This is a genomic window from Metapseudomonas resinovorans DSM 21078 (genome assembly GCF_000423545.1).
In the GTDB taxonomy this organism is placed as follows: domain Bacteria; phylum Pseudomonadota; class Gammaproteobacteria; order Pseudomonadales; family Pseudomonadaceae; genus Metapseudomonas; species Metapseudomonas resinovorans.
Window position 1 is genome coordinate 90,806 of sequence record NZ_KE384033.1, and the last position, 16,011, is coordinate 106,816.

The window sequence follows — 16,011 nt, forward strand, 5'->3', positions numbered from 1 at the left end:
CCTATCGAGATCAAGGGGTGGGGTATCCAGAGCAATCTCCGAATTCGTTACAGCCGTCCTTGACGCAGGCAGTGGGCTTCCCGGTGGCCGGTCGCGCCGGTCGTTCGCGGGAATCCATCGCGACTTGAATAAAAGGCCCCGCGGCGAGGAGCTCGTACCCGCGGGGTGAAAATGCCGGCCGGGGCAGGCCGGGCAAGGGAAGAGAGGGTCACGCCTGGGGTTGCCAGCCGCCGCCAAGGGCCTTGTAGATGGCGACGATGCCGCGATAGACCTCGACTTCGGCCTGGGCCTGGGCGTCTTCGGCGGCCAGTCGCTCGCGTTCGGCGTCCAGCAGCACGAGGAAGTCCACAGTGCCTTCGCGATAGCGGGTTGCGGCCTGTTCGGCGGCGGCACGGGTGGCTTCCGACTGGCGTACCAGGGAAACCAGGCGCTGCTGGCGCTTGCCGTAGTCGCTGAAGGCGTTCTCGGACTCCTCCAGGGCCAGCAGCACCTGTTGCTCGTAGCTGGCCAGGGCACCTTCGGCGTCCGCTTCGGCACCCCGCAGGCGGGCGCGGACGCTGCCCAGGTCGAAGGCCGCCCAGGAGATGGTCGGGGCCACGGCCCAGGCTCGTGCAGCGGAGGAACCGATCTGCGAACCGCGCCCAGCGGTGAAACCGAGGAAGCCGGAAAGGCTCACACGGGGGAACAGATCAGCCGTGGCCACGCCCACGCCGGCGGTGGCGGCGGCCAGTTGGCGTTCGGCGGATCGCACGTCCGGGCGGCGGCGCAGCAGTTCGGCGGGATCGCCAATGGGCAGGGCCTTGGCGATCACCGGCAACGGTTTGGGCGACAGGTCCACGGTCAGCTGTTCCGGGCGCTGGCCGAGCAGCGTGGCGATGCGGTTGCGGGCACGCGCTTCTTCGGCCTGCAGTTGCGGCAGGCTGGCTTCGGTGGCGGCCAGACGCCCGTCAGCGCGCAGCACATCCAGCTCGCTGCCGACGCCCGCGTCGCGCAGTTGTTCGGTCAGGCCACGGGACTCCTGCTGGTTCTCCAGGTTTTCGCGGGCAATCCGCTCCCTGAGCTGCGCGCCACGCAGGTTGCCGTAGGCGTCCACGAGTTCGGCGATCAGGCTGACCTGCAATTGCTGCAGGTCAGCCTGGGCCGCGTCGGTTTCCGCTTCGCTGGCTTCGATCTGGCGTTGGATGCGGCCGAACAGGTCCAGCTCCCAGGCCATGTTCAGGCCGAGGTCGTAACGCTCGCTGTTGGCGCGCTCTTCGGTGACGCCGGGCTGCTGGCCCTTGCCGATTTCGGCGCTGGCGCCAGCGGTGACCACCGGAAACTGGTCGTTGCCGACATCGTCGCGGAAGGCACGGGCCGCCTTGAGGCGGGCGAAGGCGATGCGCAACTCACGGTTTTCCTTGAGCGACTGCTGCACCAGCTGATTCAGGGTCGGGTCGTCGAACTGTTGCCACCAGACGCTCTCGAAACGGCCGCGATCGGCCTTCACGGCGTCCGCCGAGGCGAGCCGCGCGGGCTCGGTGTCGGGGGCTTTGTAGTCCGGGCCCACGGCACAGGCGGAAAGGGCCAGTGCCAGCAGGGCGGGGGCGAAAGCCTTGTGCATCATGCGTGTGCTTCCTTCAGTTGCGGGGCGCGGGCGGCCTTGCGCGCTTCGCGCTTTTCGACGAATCCGCGGATCAGGACGTAGAACACCGGGGTCAGCAGCAGGCCGAAGAAGGTCACGCCGATCATCCCGCTGAACACCGCGACACCCATGGCGTGGCGCATTTCGGCGCCGGCACCGGAGGACAGCACCAGGGGCACCACGCCCATGATGAAGGCGATGGAGGTCATCAGGATCGGGCGCAGACGCAGGCGGCAGGCTTCCAGGACGGCGGCGACGCGGTCCAGGCCTTCTTCCTGTTTCTCCTTGGCGAACTCGACGATGAGGATGGCGTTCTTGCACGCCAGGCCCACCAGTACGATCAAGCCGATCTGGGTGAAGATGTTGTTGTCGCTACCAGCCAGGATCACCCCGGTGATGGCGGAGAACAGCACGGTCGGCACGATCAGGATCACCGCCAGCGGCAGGCTCCAGCTCTCGTATTGGGCGGCCAGCACCAGGAAGGCCAGGAGTACGCAGAGCGGGAAGATGAAGATCGCGGTATTGCCGGCGAGGATCTGCTGGTAGGTCAGGTCCGTCCATTCGTAGGTCATGCCGTTGGGCAGCTCTTCGTCCAGCAGCTTGGCGATGGCCGCCTCGGCCTGGCCGGAGCTGTAGCCGGGCGCGGCTGCGCCGTTGATCTCGGCGGTGATGAAGCCGTTGTAGTGCATGACGCGATCGGGGCCAGCGCTGTTTTCCACCTTGACGAAGGTGGACAGCGGGATCATCTCGCCACGGTTGTTGCGCACCTTCAACTGGCCGATCTGCTCGGGCTCCAGGCGGAATTGCTGGTCGGCCTGGACGTTGACCTGGTAGGTGCGGCCAAAGCGGTTGAAGTCGTTGGCGTACAGCGAACCCAGGTACACCTGCATGGTGTCGAAGATGTCGCTGATGGCCACGCCGTGGGTCTTGGCCTTTTCGCGGTCGATGGCGGCATCCACCTGCGGCACGTTGACCTGGTAGCTGGTGAACACCGACATGGGGTTCAGCTCCGGCAGCTGGCGCGCCTTGGCGATGATGTTCTGGGTCTGCTTGTACAGCTCCTCGTAGCCCAGGTTGCCGCGGTCCTCGACCTGCAGGCGGAAGCCGCCGATGGTGCCGAGGCCCTGAACCGGGGGCGGCGGGAAGATCGCGATGTAGGCATCCTGGATATCCGCGAACTGCTTGTTCAGCTCGGCGGCGATGGCGCCAGCCGACATGGACGGGTCCTTGCGCTCATCGAAGGGCTTGAGCGGGGTGAACACGATGCCGCTGTTCGGGCTGTTGGTGAAACCGTTGATGGACAGGCCCGGGAAGGCCACGGTGTTTTCCACACCCGGGTGCTTGGAGGCGATCTCGGACATGCGCTTGATCACCGCTTCGGTGCGGTCGAGGGTGGCGGCATCCGGCAGTTGCGCGAAGGCCACCAGGTACTGCTTGTCCTGTTGCGGCACGAAGCCGGCCGGGGTGCTGGAGAAGCCCAGGTAGCCGAGTCCCAGCAGGCCGGCATAGATGAACATGGCGATGCTGCTGCCCCGCAGGACGCGGCGCACGGTACGGACGTAGCCGCCGCCAGCGCGTTCGAACATGCGGTTGAACGGGTTGAACAACCAGCGGCCGAACAGCGTGTCGAGCACGCGGGAGAAGCGGTCCTTCGGTGCGTGGTGGTCCCTCAGCAGCACAGCGGCCAGGGCCGGCGACAGGGTCAGCGAGTTGAAGGCCGAGATCACCGTGGAAATGGCGATGGTCAGGGCGAACTGCTGGTAGAACTGCCCGGTGAGGCCAGAGATGAAGGCGGTGGGCACGAATACGGCGCATAGCACGAGGGCAGTGGCGATGATCGGGCCGGTCACTTCCTTCATGGCCTGGCGGGTGGCTTCCACCGGCGACTTGCCGAGTCCGATGTTCCGTTCGACGTTTTCCACGACGACGATCGCATCGTCCACCACGATGCCGATGGCCAGCACCAGGCCGAACAGCGACAGGGCATTGAGCGAGAAGCCGAACAGGTGCATCACCGCGAAGGTGCCGATCAGCGACACCGGCACGGCGGCCAGCGGGATGATCGAGGCGCGCCAGGTCTGCAGGAACAGGATCACCACCAGGACCACGAGCACGATGGCTTCGAGCAGGGTGTGAACCACCGCCTCGATGGAACCGCGCACGAAGATGGTCGGGTCATAGACGATTTCGTAGTCCATGCCCTGGGGGAAGCTCTGCTTCAGTTCGGCCATGCGCTCACGAACGGCGTCGGAGATTTCGATGGCGTTGGAGCCGGGACGCTGGAACACCGGAATCGCCACGGCCGGCTGATTGTTCAGCAGCGAGCGCAGGGCGTACTGGTTGGACCCCAGCTCGACGCGGGCGATGTCCTTCAGGCGAGTGATCTCGCCGTCGTCACCGGCCCGGATGATGATGTTCTCGAACTCTTCCTCGGTGACCAGGCGGCCCTGGGTGTTGATCGACAGCTGGAAGCTGTTGCCGGCATCGGACGGCGGCGCGCCGAGGGCACCTGCGGCGACCTGGCGGTTCTGCTCGCGAATGGCGTTGACCACATCGGTGGCGGTCAGGTTGCGCGAAGCCACCTTGTTCGGGTCGAGCCAGACACGCAGGGAGTAGTTGCCCATGCCGAACAGCTGTACGTCGCCCACGCCATCCAGCCGCGCCAGCTCGTCCTTGACGTTGAGCGCCGCGTAGTTGGACAGGTAGAGCATGTCGTAGCGGTTATCCGGTGAGGTCAGGTGCACCACCATGGTCAGGTCCGGAGAGGCCTTGTCCACGGTTACGCCAAGCCGCTGCACCTCAGTGGGCAGGGTGGGCATGGTGCGGGTCACGCGGTTCTGCACCTGCACCTGGGCGTTATCCAGGTCGGTGCCCAGGGCAAAGGTGATGGTCAGGGTCAGCTTGCCGTCGTTGGTCGCCTGGGAGGACATGTAGAGCATGCCTTCCACGCCGACGATGGCTTGCTCCAGCGGCGAGGCGACGGTTTCACCGATCACCTTGGGGTTGGCGCCGGGGAAGTTGGCGCGCACCACCACCGTCGGCGGTACCACTTCCGGGTATTCGCTGATAGGTAGCTGGAACAGCGAGATGGCGCCGCCGATCAGGATCAGCAGCGACAGCACGGCGGCGAAGATCGGCCGCAGGATGAAGAACTGGGAAAAATTCATGGCGTGCTACCTCAGCCGCGCGGGCCGACGGACGTTTTGGCGTTCTGCTCGGCCACTCGCGGAGCGTTGCTGCTATCCACGGATTGGCGCAGGCGGGCCAACTGTTCGAGGGTGGATTCGTCGGCCATGGGCACGGCTTGCGGTTCCACAGGTGCGCCGGGCATGGCGCGCTGCAGGCCGTTGACCACAATGGTCTCGCCCTTGACCAGGCCGTTGCGCACGATGCGCAGGCCTTCCAGCTTTGGCCCCAGTTCGATGGAGCGGTAGTTCACCTTGTTGTCTTCACCCAGCACCAGGACGAACTTCTTGCCCAGGTCGGTGCCGATGGCCTCGTCCTTGATCAGCGCGGCCGGGTAGGTCTCGCTGCCCACCAGCTTGATGCGGGCGTAAAGACCGGGGGTGAAGCGGCCGTCCTTGTTGTCGAACACGGCGCGGCCACGGATGGTGCCGGTGCGCGGATTGACCTGGTTGTCGAGGAAGTCCAACTGGCCCAGGTGCGGGTTGCCGGTTTCGCTGGACAGGCCCATGTACACGGGGCTGGCGGCGCGGGTGTCGGAGCCGGTCTTGCGGGCCAGTTCCACGTACTTGAGGAAGGCGCGCTCGTCGGCGTCGAAGTAGGCGTAGACCTTGTCGGTGGAGACCACCGAGGTCAGCAGCGACTGGCTGGCGTTGACCAGGTTGCCTTCGGTGATTTCGGCACGGCTGACGCGACCGTCGATGGGGGCGGTCACGCGGGTGAAGCTGAGGTTGAGCTTGGCGTTGTCCAGTTCGGCCTGGGTGGCGGCGACCGCGGCTTGGGCCTCGGTGGCAGCGCTGGCGCGAGCGTCGGCCAATTCGGCGGAGATGGCATTGCTCTGGCGCAGGCGCTCACCACGGCGGGCTTCGTTGGCGGCACGGTTCTGGTTGGCGCGGGCTTGCTGCAGCTGGGCCTCCAGGCGCTTGACCTCGGCCTCGAAGGGGCGCGGGTCGATCTGGAACAGCAGGTCGCCTTTCTTCACCAGGCTGCCTTCATCGAAAGCCACCCGGTCGATGTAGCCGGAGACGCGCGGGCGGATTTCCACGGACTCCGGAGCTTCCAGGCGACCGGTGAATTCGTCCCATTCGTTGAGGGGCTGTTCGATCACTTCGGCGACGCTGACCTTGGGGGCCGCTTGGTTGAGCGTGGCTTCCGGTGCCTTGCCGCAGGCTACCAGTACCACCGCCGCCGCGAGGGTAAGAGGGTAACGCCAGAGATTCTTCTGTATTGCTTCCATGGGACAGCTCCGCCAATTGGTTTTATGAATGGGCGGAGTCTGCGTGCGGATATTCGACCAGACGAATCGAACACCCTGAAGATGACTATTACTGGAAGTGATTGATCAGGGCGGGGTTATGGCGTTGTTGATGGTTTGGAATCTGTAGGGGCGATTTCAATCGCCAAGGGATGCGCAGCGTCCCCTGAGAGTCTGGTGGGCAGACCTTCGGCCTGCTTGGCGAATGAATTGGCGATGCCTGCATTGCGTGTTGCAGGCAGCTGCATTGCCCGTAGGAGCTGGCTCTTGGCCCGTTGGTAAATCTCTCGCAACAACAAACGCAGACATAGCGAATGAATTCGCCCCCCACATAAGAAGGGGCGTCGCCTGGCCGCTATTCCAGGCTGTCCGGGTCCCCGCAATACATTTGAATGCGTGAACGCAGCCAGCGCTCGGCGGGGTCGTTGTCCTGGGCGCCGCGCCAGGCCATGGACAGCTCGAACGACTGGACCGGCAGGGGTGGGTCTTCGGCACGCAGGCCACCGGCGGCGGTGAGGGCGGCGGCGGTGTAGTCCGGCACCATGGCCACCAGGTCGGTGCCCGCGAGCAGGGTGCCGAGGCCGTTGAACTGCGGCACCGCCAGCACGACCTTGCGCGTTTTGCCGACCTTGGCCAGCTCCTCATCCACGAAGCCTCCCAGGTCGCCGGCGAAGGACACCAGGGCATGGGGCCTGGCGGAGTAATCATCCAGGCTCAGCGCGCCGGGCACCGAGTCGGCGCGCAGGAGCTTGGGCCTGGAGCGCCGCAGGGTCTTGCGCTTGGCGTTGGCCGGCAGTTCCTCGGTGTAGGCGACGCCCACGGAGATTTCGCCGGAGGCCAGCAGGTTGGGCATCAATAGATAGTTGGTGCGTCGCACCACCAGCACCACGCCGGGGGCTTCGGCGCGCAGGCGGCGGAGCAGGGCGGGGAGCAGGGCGAACTCCACGTCGTCCGACAGGCCGATGCGGAACACGGCGCTGCTGGTGGCCGGATCGAAGTCGGCAGCACGGCTGACGGCCGTGGAGATGGAGTCCAGCGCCGGGGAGAGCAGGGCGAAGATCTCCATGGCCCGGGCCGAGGGTTCCATGCTGCGGCCAGTACGCACGAACAGCGGATCGTCGAACAGGGTCCGCAGGCGGGCCAGTGCCGCACTGATGGCCGGCTGACCGAGGAACAGCTTTTCTGCCGCGCGCGTCACGCTACGCTCGTGCATGAGCGTCTCGAACACGATAAGAAGGTTGAGGTCAACTCTTCGCAGGTCGTTCCGGTTCATGGAATCATCCGTAATTAATGTGTGAAAGGTGCAGTTCCCACGGCCGGTCGTCAAGGCTCACATCATCGCCGTTTATGACAACTATCAATGGCCGCGGGTGGTTTTGTAGATAAAGCCCGGATAGAGTCCGTGGCTATGAAGAGTCACAGGCGAGGTATGTGATGTCCCGCATGATCCGTTTTCACCAGTTCGGGGGCCCCGAGGTCCTTACGCTCGAAGAGTTGCCGACACCCGTTCCGGGCCCGGGCGAAGTCCTGGTGCGCACCCAGGCTCTGGGTGTGGGCTGGAGGGACGTGCTCTGGCGGCAGAACCTGGCGGCTGAGCAACCGGCCCAGTTACCTTCCGGTCTCGGTTCCGAGATGGCCGGTATCGTGGAAGCCGTGGGCGAAGGCGTCGATGACCTGAAGCCCGGCACCCCCGTGGCCAGCTTCCCGGCCAGTACGCCGAGCCAACATCCGGCCTGGGGTGACCTGGTGCTGATGCCGCGCAATGGCCTGGTGGCCTATCCCGACGTCCTGACGCCGGAGGAAGCCTGCATCCATTACACGCCGCTGCTGATGGCCTATTTCGCCCTGGTTGACCTGGGCGGCCTGAAGCCGGGTCAGCATGTGCTGGTCACCGAGGCCGGGCATTGCCTGGCGCCGCAGACGGTGCAGTTGGCCAAGGCGTTGGGTGCCAAGGTCATCGCATCGACCAGCTACCCGGAAAGCCGTGCCTTTATCAAAGGACTGGGTGCCGACAAGATCATCGTCACCGAAGAGCAGGACCTGGTCCTGGAGGCCGAGCGCTTCACCCAGGGCAAGGGCGTCGAGGTGGTTCTGGATCAGTGCGCCGGTCAGCAGATGAAGCTCCTGGGCGACGTGGCCGCGCAGCGCGGCAAGCTGGTTGTCTATGGCTGCAACGGCGGCAACGACACTGCGTTCCCGGCTTGCGCCGCGTTCAAGAAACATCTGCAGTTCTATCGGCATTGTGTACTCGACTTCACCGGTTCTCCGGAGCTGGGCATCGAGGCCAATGAGGCTTCGGTTCAGCGTGCGCTGGACCATATCAACCAGATGACCCGTGATCATCTGCTGAAGCCTCCGGTTGATCGCGTCTTCGCGTTCGAGGACTTCGTCGAGGCGAACCGTCACATGGAAACCTGCCCGGCAGGTGGGCGTGTCGTGATCAAGGTTGCCGACTGAGGAAGGCGGGGCGGGCCGTTGGGTCCGCCCCGAATCTGTCTTGTTGTGGAATGTTGGGCAGTGTGCCGCGCGAGGCGGCCGGGCTGATAGCCGAATCCTGCTGGATTATTGCCTGATCCTCCTGAACCGCTTCCGGGTGCGAGACTAGCCTGCACGCCATGGGTAGAGTTGGCCCATCTTCTCCGAGGGTCCAAACCATGAATGCACATACGCTCCTTGCCGCGCAGGAATCCGGGGCGGCTGCGCGCCAGCAGCAGGAGCTGGTGCAGTTCATTGAACGATTCACCGAACAGGACGGTGCGCAGGTTACGGCCATTCCCGGCCTGACCCTGTTCCGCACTGCGCAGCCCAGCGAACCCCTGCACTGCCTCTATGAGCCGGCTCTCGGCCTGGTGGTGCAAGGGCGCAAGAAGGTGCTGCTGGGCGAAGAAACCTACTACTACGGGCCGTCGCAGTTCCTGGTGGTGTCGGTGGACCTACCGGTGATCGGCCAGGTCATCGATGCCAGTCCTGAAGTGCCTTTTCTCAGTCTGCGCCTGGACCTCGATCCCAAGGAAATCAGTGCCCTGCTGATGGAGCTGCCATCTCCCGCTCCCTCTCCACAAGCCTGTCCACGCTGCCTGTCGGTGAGCGGCCTGGGTGATTCGCTGCAGGATGCGGTGCTGCGCCTGCTGCGTCTGCTGGATACCCCCGAAGACATTCCCGTGCTGGCGCCTCTGGTGCGCCGGGAAATCCTCTATCGCCTGCTGCGCGGCGAGCAATGCGCTCAACTGCGCCAGATTGCCAGCAGCGGCACCCAGGGCCATCGCATCGGCCGCGCCGTGAACTGGCTGCGGCAGAACTTCCATCAGCCATTGCAGATCGAACGCCTGGCCAGCGAGGTGAACATGAGCACCTCGGCCCTGCATCATCACTTCAAGGCGATGACGGCCATGAGCCCGCTGCAGTTCCAGAAGCAACTGCGCCTCCAGGAAGCCCGCCGGCTGATGCTGGTGGAGGCCCTGGACGCCGCCAGTGCCGGAGGCCGGGTGGGCTACGAGAGCCCGTCGCAATTCAGCCGCGAGTACAGCCGGCTGTTCGGTGCTCCGCCATTGCGGGACATCGCGCGCCTGCGCCAGTCGGCGTGAAGGTGCCCCGCAAGGGGCCCCCTGAACCATCATTACCCTGAATGCCCGTTCGGCGTTGCCGATCGGTTTCTCCCGAACCATCCAGACAGAGGTGGTAAGCCTGATGATTACCCTGAACCTGAACGGCAACGACGTTGAACTCGATGTGCCTGCGGACATGCCCTTGCTCTGGGCATTGCGCGACGTTGTAAACCTGACTGGCACCAAGTACGGCTGCGGCATGGCCCTGTGCGGTGCCTGTACCGTGCATATCGATGGCCAGGCGACCCGGTCCTGCGTCACCCCGGTTTCCGCGGTGGTGGGCAAGAAGGTCACCACCGTCGAAGCGGTCGCCGAAGACCCGGTAGGCAAGGCCGTGCAGACGGCCTGGCGCAAGCTCGACGTGGTGCAGTGCGGCTACTGCCAGTCTGGGCAGATCATGTCCGCCACGGCGCTGCTGCGCGGCAACCCGAAACCGAGCGATGCCGATATCGATGCGGCCATGAGCGGCAACATCTGCCGCTGCGCCACCTACGTGCGCATTCGCGCCGCCATCCATGAAGCGGCCGGCACCCTGGCCTGAGGAGAGTCGACATGGGCACGTTCGAAACCAATACCCGGGCCTCCAGCGGCATCCTCAATGTCAGCCGGCGTACCTTCCTCAAGGGCAGTGGCGGTCTCGCGCTGGGCATCGCCTTCGCGCCGCTGCTGCGAAGTGGCGAAGCCCTGGCTGCTGCAGCCGGGCCTTTCATGCCTAATGCCTTCGTCCGAATCGCGGATGACGGCAGCGTGACCGTCCTGGCCAAGCACGTGGAAATGGGGCAGGGCAGCTATACCGGCCTGGCTACCTTGCTGGCCGAGGAACTGGATGCCGATTGGAGCCAGGTGAGGGTCGAGGGCGCACCGGCCAACGCCACGCTCTACAACAATCTGGCGTTTGGTCCGATGCAGGGCACCGGTGGCAGCTCCGCCATCGCCAACTCCTACGAGCAGATGCGCAAGGCCGGTGCCAGCGCCCGCGCCATGCTGGTGGCGGCCGCCGCCGAACAGTGGAAGGTACCGGCGGCGGAAATTACCGTGAGCAAGGGGGTGGTCAGCCACGCCGCTTCGGGCAAGCAGGCGGGCTTCGGCGAACTGGCCGCGGCAGCGGCGCGCCAGCCAGTGCCGGCCGAGGTACAGCTCAAGTCGCCGAAGGATTTCACCCTGATCGGTCAGGAGCGTCTTTCCCGCAAGGACAGCGCCGACAAGACCGACGGCAGCGCCACCTTCACCCAGGACTTCAAGCTGCCCGGCATGCTGGTGGCGGTAGTCGCCTACCCGCCGCGCTTTGGCGGTGTGCCGAAATCGGTGGATGCGAGCAAGGCCAAGGCCGTGCCCGGTGTGGTGGAGGTCGTGGAGTTCACCGACACGCCCCATGGTCGCGCCGGCGTCGCGGTTCTGGCGAAGAACACCTGGGCGGCGCGCCAGGGCCGAGACGCCCTGGTGGTGGAGTGGGACGAAACAAAGGCATTCAAACTCGGCAGCGAGGCGATCTTCGCCCGCTATCGTGAGGCCGCCGGCAAGGAAGGCCGGATCGCCGGCAAGCAGGGCGATATCGCCACGGCCATGGCCCAGCCCGCCAGGCTGATCGAGGCCGACTTCGAGTTCCCCTATCTGGCCCATGCCGCCATGGAGCCGATGAACTGCCTGGTGAAGATATCCGCCGGCCAGTGCGATGTCTGGAACGGTGAGCAGTTCCAGACGGTGGATCAGTTGGCTATCGCCAAGTACCTGGGCATCCCGGTGGAGAAGGTCAGCCTGACCCAGCTCTACGCGGGTGGCAGTTTCGGTCGTCGTGCCAACCCGCAGTCGGACTACCTGCTGGAGGCGGTGGCCATCGCCAAGGCGGCCCGGGCCAAAGGTCAGGACGTACCGGTGAAACTGGTCTGGACCCGCGAGGATGATACCCACGGCGGCTACTTCCGCCCGGCCTACCTGCATCGCGCGCGCCTGGCGCTGGATGACGAGGGCAAGCTGCAGGGCTGGCACCAGCGCGTGGTGGGGCAGTCCATCCTCAAGGGCACGGCCTTCGAGGGGGCGATGGTGAAGGAAGGCATTGATCACACCTCGGTGGAGGGCGCGTCCAACCTGGCCTACGCGGTGCCCAACCTGCAGGTGGAATTGCATACGCCGGACGACATTGGCGTACCGGTGCAGTGGTGGCGCTCGGTGGGGCACACCCATACCGCCTATGCGGTTGAATCCCTGATCGACCAGGCCGCCACTACTGCCGGCAAGGACCCTTATGCATATCGCCACGAGCTGCTCGGCAAGAAACCACGCCATCTTGGGGCGCTGGAGCTGGTCGCGCAGAAAGCGGGCTGGAACCAGCCAATGCAGCCGGGCGCGGAAGGCGAGAAGCGCGGGCGTGGCATTGCCGTGCATGAGTCCTTCGGCTCCTTCGTCGCCCAGGTGGCGGAAGTGACGGTAAAGGCCGATGGCAGCTACAAGGTGGATCGTGTGGTCTGCGCTGTGGATTGTGGCGTGGCGATCAATCCGGACGTGATCAGGGCGCAGATGGAAGGCGGCATCGGCTACGGCCTGGCCGCCGCGCTGCATGGTGCGATCACCCTGAAGGATGGGGCGGTGGAGCAGTCGAACTTCCACGACTTCCAGGTGTTGCGGATCAACGAGATGCCGGTGGTGGAGGTGCACATCGTGCCGTCGGCGCAAGCGCCTACCGGTGTTGGCGAGCCCGGCGTTCCACCTATTGCCCCGGCCGTGGCCAATGCGCTTTACGCGGCAGTGGGGCAGCGCTTCTACAAGCTGCCGTTGCCAAGACAGGTGAAGCCGGCCTGATTCAGGCCGCCTGGGCGGCGCAGATCAGCTCACGCAGGGCTTTGCGCTCGGCCACCGGAGTGGGGGCCTTGCGCACGGCCAGGCTGCCGTCTTCCAGGCTCACCACGACTTCGGTCTCGAAGTGCAGGCGCAGGTCATCCAGGGTCACGTGGGTGACTTGATAGAGGTTGTCGCTGATACGAGGGTCGGCTGACATGGCATTGGTCTCGTTCCGGTTGGCCGCAGGGCCGATGGAGCGATAGTGACGCCCGGGCATCCAGCGCGGAATTGAAAGGAGGTGATGGTGAACATCATTCCTGTCGATGGCATGGCGTGGCCCCTATAGGGGCACCTTGAGTCAGGCTACGTAGCTGCAGAACCCTACAGAGGCTTCGACTTCGTGCTGTCCAGTCAGCCCTGCGGAACGAAGGCGGGGTCGGAAAGGTGCTCGACCAGCAAATCGTGGACCAGCCTTACCCGCGGCGATACGGGGCCTTGCTGGGGGCGGTAGATGAACATTTCCCAGGGCGCTGGCGCCTGGTCCTGAAGCACTGCCAGCAAGCGGCCGGCACGGATGTGCGAGTCGACCAGGTAGCTGGGTAGCTGGCCGAAGCCGATTCCGGCCAGTACAGCGTCCAGTTCGTTCTCCGGGTCGTCGGTGCAGAACGCTGCATTTGCCGGCTGGATCTGCCGACCCTCGGCGAACATCCAGGGCCAGACGCGTCCGGTGTTGCTGTCGATCAATGCGGTGGTTGGGGTCTGGTGCAGGGCGTCCACCGTCCCGGGTGTGCCCTGGCGTTGCAGCAGCTCCGGGGTCCCGACCACCCGCATGGGGATCTGCGCCACGGCCCGGGCGATATAGCGACGGTCACGAATGAAGCCGATGCGTACGCCGAGGTCGATCTGTTGTTCCACGGAGTCAGTGAGCTGGTCGGAGAGGCGCATGTCGAAGTGGATGCCTGGGTGTTCCCGGGCAATGTCCGCGAGTACGGGAAGCAGAAAACGTCGCCCGACCGAGCGCGGTGCGGCAATGCCTACGCGCCCGGCCAACGCCTCTTCGCGCTTGCCGCCATGCTCCTGGAACAACTGGTCCAGTCCGGCCAGGGCCTCGCGGGCCTGGCTGGCGAGGCGCTCGCCGAAGGCGGTGATCTGCACGTGACGGGTGCTGCGATGGAACAGCGGTTCACCGAACTGATCTTCCAGGTCCTTGATGGCGCGGGTCACGGTTTGCGGCGAAGCGCCGAGGCGGGTTGCGGCTTCGCGGAAGCTTGGGGTTTCGGCGGCAACACAGAGGATGCGTAGCAGTTCGATGCGATTGAACATGGTCAGTGTTCCATTAATTGGAATTGCTAAATCCTAACTATTCCATTTATTGACGGTAAAACCTTTCCGATACTGGCGCTCAGTCACCGGATTCATCCCGATTCCGGGCTTCCTGGGAGTGCCTTCATGAGCAACAACATCTCCAACAAGGTCGTGGTCATTACCGGTGCCAGCAGTGGGCTGGGCGAAGCTACCGCCCGGCACCTGGCGTCCCTGGGCGCCAAGGTCGTGCTCGGCGCGCGTCGGGTCGAGCGCCTGCAAAGCCTGGTGGCGGAGATCGAGGCGGCTGGCGGTGAGGCCTTGGCCATCGCCACCGATGTCACCTCTGCCAGCCAGGTGGCCGCCCTGATCGACGGCGCGGTGCAGCGCTTCGGCCGTGTCGATGTGCTGCTGAACAACGCCGGGCTGATGGCCATCGCGCCCATGGATGAAGTCAAGGTCGACGAGTGGTCGCGCATGTTCGACATCAATGTCATGGGTGTCCTCCACGGCGTAGCAGCAGCGCTGCCGCTGTTCCGCAAGCAGGGCAGCGGGCATTTCATCAATGTCGCGTCAGTCGCCGGCATCAAGGTGTTCAGCCCAGGTGGCACCGTCTATAGCGCCACCAAGTTCGCGGTGCGTGCCATCAGCGAGGGTCTGCGCCATGAGGTCGGTGGCGCCATCCGCACCACGGTGATTTCCCCCGGCGCAGTCGATTCCGAACTGAAGCACGGGAGCTCCCACCAGGAAAGCACCCAGACCCTGGGCGAGTTCTACAAGATGGCCATACCCGCCGACTCGGTGGCGCGGGCCATTGCCTATGCCATCGAACAACCGGCTGATGTGGACATCAGCGAAGTGGTGCTGCGTCCTACGGTGCAGGACTTCTGAACGCTGACGTAATGCAAGGCGGCCCTGGTGGCCGCCTTTTTCGTTCTGGCGATCTACTTGCTCAGTAGCACCGCCAGCTCGTCGGCTTCCTCGCACCAGTCGGAATCCTCCGTCAAGGCGTCACGCAGGAAGGCGGACTGAGCCTGGTTCCAGAATGGTGCATCAGGCAGGGCCTGGCCTACCGCGAGTCGATTGCCGGTGACGAAGCGTTCTATTCCGGCCTTGTCGGAGGGCAGGCCGAGCTGGTCGAAGAGGGCACTGAGGGAGTGATGGCTGGTGTCCATGTGCGAGGCCTCCGGTGGGGGTGGGCGATGGGGAAATGACCTCCATCGACTATAGACCCTGCGCCGGCCAGGACCGCTGGACGACAGCATGTCGGCCAAGGCTGGTGCCGGCTTGCGCTGCGGGCTGGCTTGGCTAGCCTCACAAAAAGCGCGGTTATCCAATCGCGAGCCACCTGCACAGGGGGCGAAATGGGCATCCAGTGCGAGCAAAAATACTCATTGCGGGACCCGGTGGAGGCCATGCTGCTGGTCGCGCCTGTCTGGACGCCGGTGCTCTTCATCTTCCTTGCCCAGTTGCTCCATGAGTTCTTCCAGATCTACTGGCTGTTCAATTCCAGCCTGAGCACCTTCGGCATGTTCCTGGTGCCGGCCGTTTCAGCGCTCCCCCTGATCCACGATTCGCCTCGTCCGCTGGTCATCAGGCTATTGATGGCGGGCGGCTACTACCTGGTTGGGTTAGCGGCGATCTTCCTGATGTCCTGGGGGATGCTGCTCTATACCGGCTATACCTGATCCGTCCGCGGAACCTGACGCGGGGCTGTGGATCAAAGGCCCCGGGTCCGCACATTCGGCGGATCGTCCCACTACGGAGCCTTTCATGTCGCCTTTGAAGAAACTCGCACTCATCGGACTCGTGGCCCTGCCGCTGGCTGGTTGCCTGAAAGAGGAGCCCATCGACCAGGCGGTGCTCTGCACCTACAGCACCGATGCCGAGGCCAAGCTGTGCAAGCCCGGGCAGATGTCCTGGTTCAAGGCGGGCAAGGCGATCAACCAGTCCCTGCCGTTGAGCGTGGCGGCGGCGTATTGCGACTTCAACTATCAGGTGATGTACAACGAGGCGGGAGTGATCTGCGTGTTCACCGACAAGCGCCTGAGCCTGGTGAAGTAGGGAGCGGCGCGGAGTCTGCACGTACCGAGCGGCGCCGGGCGGTCTGCCCGTATTTTTCAGCCCCAAATAGAAAGAAGGCGCCACATGTGGCGCCTTCTGCCTTTCGAGGATTTGCATACATCGTGATTGCCTGCCTTTGAACGGCTCCGGGATCAGCTGATGCGGTTGGCACCAGTGCGGTCAGCGCCGCCTTCAGCGACATCGAA

General features: G+C 64.7%; 14 protein-coding genes. 7 read left to right on the plus strand and 7 right to left on the minus strand.

Annotation, left to right across the window (positions count from 1 at the left end; all coding sequences use genetic code 11):
• Positions 1-208 precede the first annotated feature (208 nt).
• From G559_RS0127180 to G559_RS0127195, 4 genes are all read right to left on the minus strand, one after another.
• Positions 209-1,603 (minus strand): efflux transporter outer membrane subunit, encoded by a 1,395-nt coding sequence (locus G559_RS0127180; RefSeq protein ID WP_028631251.1) that lies wholly within the window; start codon positions 1,601-1,603, stop codon positions 209-211.
• Positions 1,600-4,788 carry an efflux RND transporter permease subunit gene (locus G559_RS0127185; protein WP_028631252.1) on the minus strand — a complete coding sequence of 1,063 codons (3,189 nt, stop codon included), beginning with the start codon at positions 4,786-4,788 and terminating at the stop codon, positions 1,600-1,602. The genes G559_RS0127180 and G559_RS0127185 overlap by 4 nt, the downstream gene beginning before the upstream one ends.
• 11 nt (positions 4,789-4,799) lie before the next feature.
• Entirely contained in the window at positions 4,800-6,041 is a 1,242-nt protein-coding gene (mexE, locus tag G559_RS0127190; RefSeq protein ID WP_028631253.1) for a multidrug efflux RND transporter periplasmic adaptor subunit MexE, read from the minus strand.
• A gap of 373 nt (positions 6,042-6,414) precedes the next feature.
• Positions 6,415-7,332 (minus strand): LysR substrate-binding domain-containing protein, encoded by a 918-nt coding sequence (locus G559_RS0127195; RefSeq protein WP_028631254.1) that lies wholly within the window; start codon positions 7,330-7,332, stop codon positions 6,415-6,417.
• A gap of 161 nt (positions 7,333-7,493) precedes the next feature.
• Between G559_RS0127195 and G559_RS0127200 the strand changes: the two genes are divergently transcribed.
• The 4 genes from G559_RS0127200 (at position 7,494) to G559_RS0127215 (ending at position 12,460) form a co-directional block, all read left to right on the plus strand.
• The gene (locus tag G559_RS0127200; RefSeq protein ID WP_028631255.1) at positions 7,494-8,516 is read left to right on the plus strand and encodes a zinc-dependent alcohol dehydrogenase family protein; all 1,023 of its coding nucleotides are present in this window, start codon (positions 7,494-7,496) and stop codon (positions 8,514-8,516) included.
• Positions 8,517-8,713: 197 nt separating this feature from the next.
• A complete protein-coding gene (locus tag G559_RS0127205; RefSeq protein ID WP_028631256.1) occupies positions 8,714-9,643 on the plus strand; it encodes an AraC family transcriptional regulator in 930 nt (309 codons plus the stop codon).
• Positions 9,644-9,746: 103 nt separating this feature from the next.
• A complete protein-coding gene (locus tag G559_RS0127210) occupies positions 9,747-10,205 on the plus strand; it encodes a (2Fe-2S)-binding protein (RefSeq protein WP_028631257.1) in 459 nt (152 codons plus the stop codon).
• 11 nt (positions 10,206-10,216) lie between these two features.
• Complete coding sequence (locus G559_RS0127215; protein WP_028631258.1) at positions 10,217-12,460, plus strand: xanthine dehydrogenase family protein molybdopterin-binding subunit; 2,244 nt, start codon at positions 10,217-10,219, stop codon at positions 12,458-12,460.
• Position 12,461: 1 nt separating this feature from the next.
• Here the strand turns inward: G559_RS0127215 and ptrC are convergent, their stop codons facing one another.
• Together ptrC and G559_RS0127225 are read right to left on the minus strand one after the other, a co-directional pair.
• Positions 12,462-12,656: a type III secretion system co-regulatory protein PtrC gene (gene ptrC / locus G559_RS0127220; RefSeq protein ID WP_028631259.1), complete on the minus strand. Its 195-nt coding sequence runs from the start codon at positions 12,654-12,656 to the stop codon at positions 12,462-12,464.
• A gap of 194 nt (positions 12,657-12,850) precedes the next feature.
• Positions 12,851-13,762 carry a LysR family transcriptional regulator gene (locus G559_RS0127225; protein WP_028631260.1) on the minus strand — a complete coding sequence of 304 codons (912 nt, stop codon included), beginning with the start codon at positions 13,760-13,762 and terminating at the stop codon, positions 12,851-12,853.
• Between the two features lie 126 nt (positions 13,763-13,888).
• Between G559_RS0127225 and G559_RS0127230 the strand changes: the two genes are divergently transcribed.
• Positions 13,889-14,632, plus strand: coding sequence for an SDR family oxidoreductase (locus tag G559_RS0127230; RefSeq protein ID WP_028631261.1), 744 nt, complete (start codon positions 13,889-13,891; stop codon positions 14,630-14,632).
• Between the two features lie 53 nt (positions 14,633-14,685).
• On the opposite strand, the gene G559_RS0127235 is transcribed toward G559_RS0127230, so the two are convergent.
• Positions 14,686-14,916, minus strand: a complete 231-nt coding sequence (locus G559_RS0127235; protein ID WP_028631262.1) for a DUF2789 domain-containing protein — start codon at positions 14,914-14,916, stop codon at positions 14,686-14,688.
• Positions 14,917-15,105: 189 nt separating this feature from the next.
• Between G559_RS0127235 and G559_RS0127240 the strand changes: the two genes are divergently transcribed.
• Together G559_RS0127240 and G559_RS0127245 are read left to right on the plus strand one after the other, a co-directional pair.
• Entirely contained in the window at positions 15,106-15,429 is a 324-nt protein-coding gene (locus G559_RS0127240; RefSeq protein WP_137822773.1) for a hypothetical protein, read from the plus strand.
• A gap of 85 nt (positions 15,430-15,514) precedes the next feature.
• Positions 15,515-15,805, plus strand: a complete 291-nt coding sequence (locus G559_RS0127245) for a hypothetical protein (RefSeq protein ID WP_028631264.1) — start codon at positions 15,515-15,517, stop codon at positions 15,803-15,805.
• The last annotated feature ends 206 nt before the right edge of the window (positions 15,806-16,011 follow it).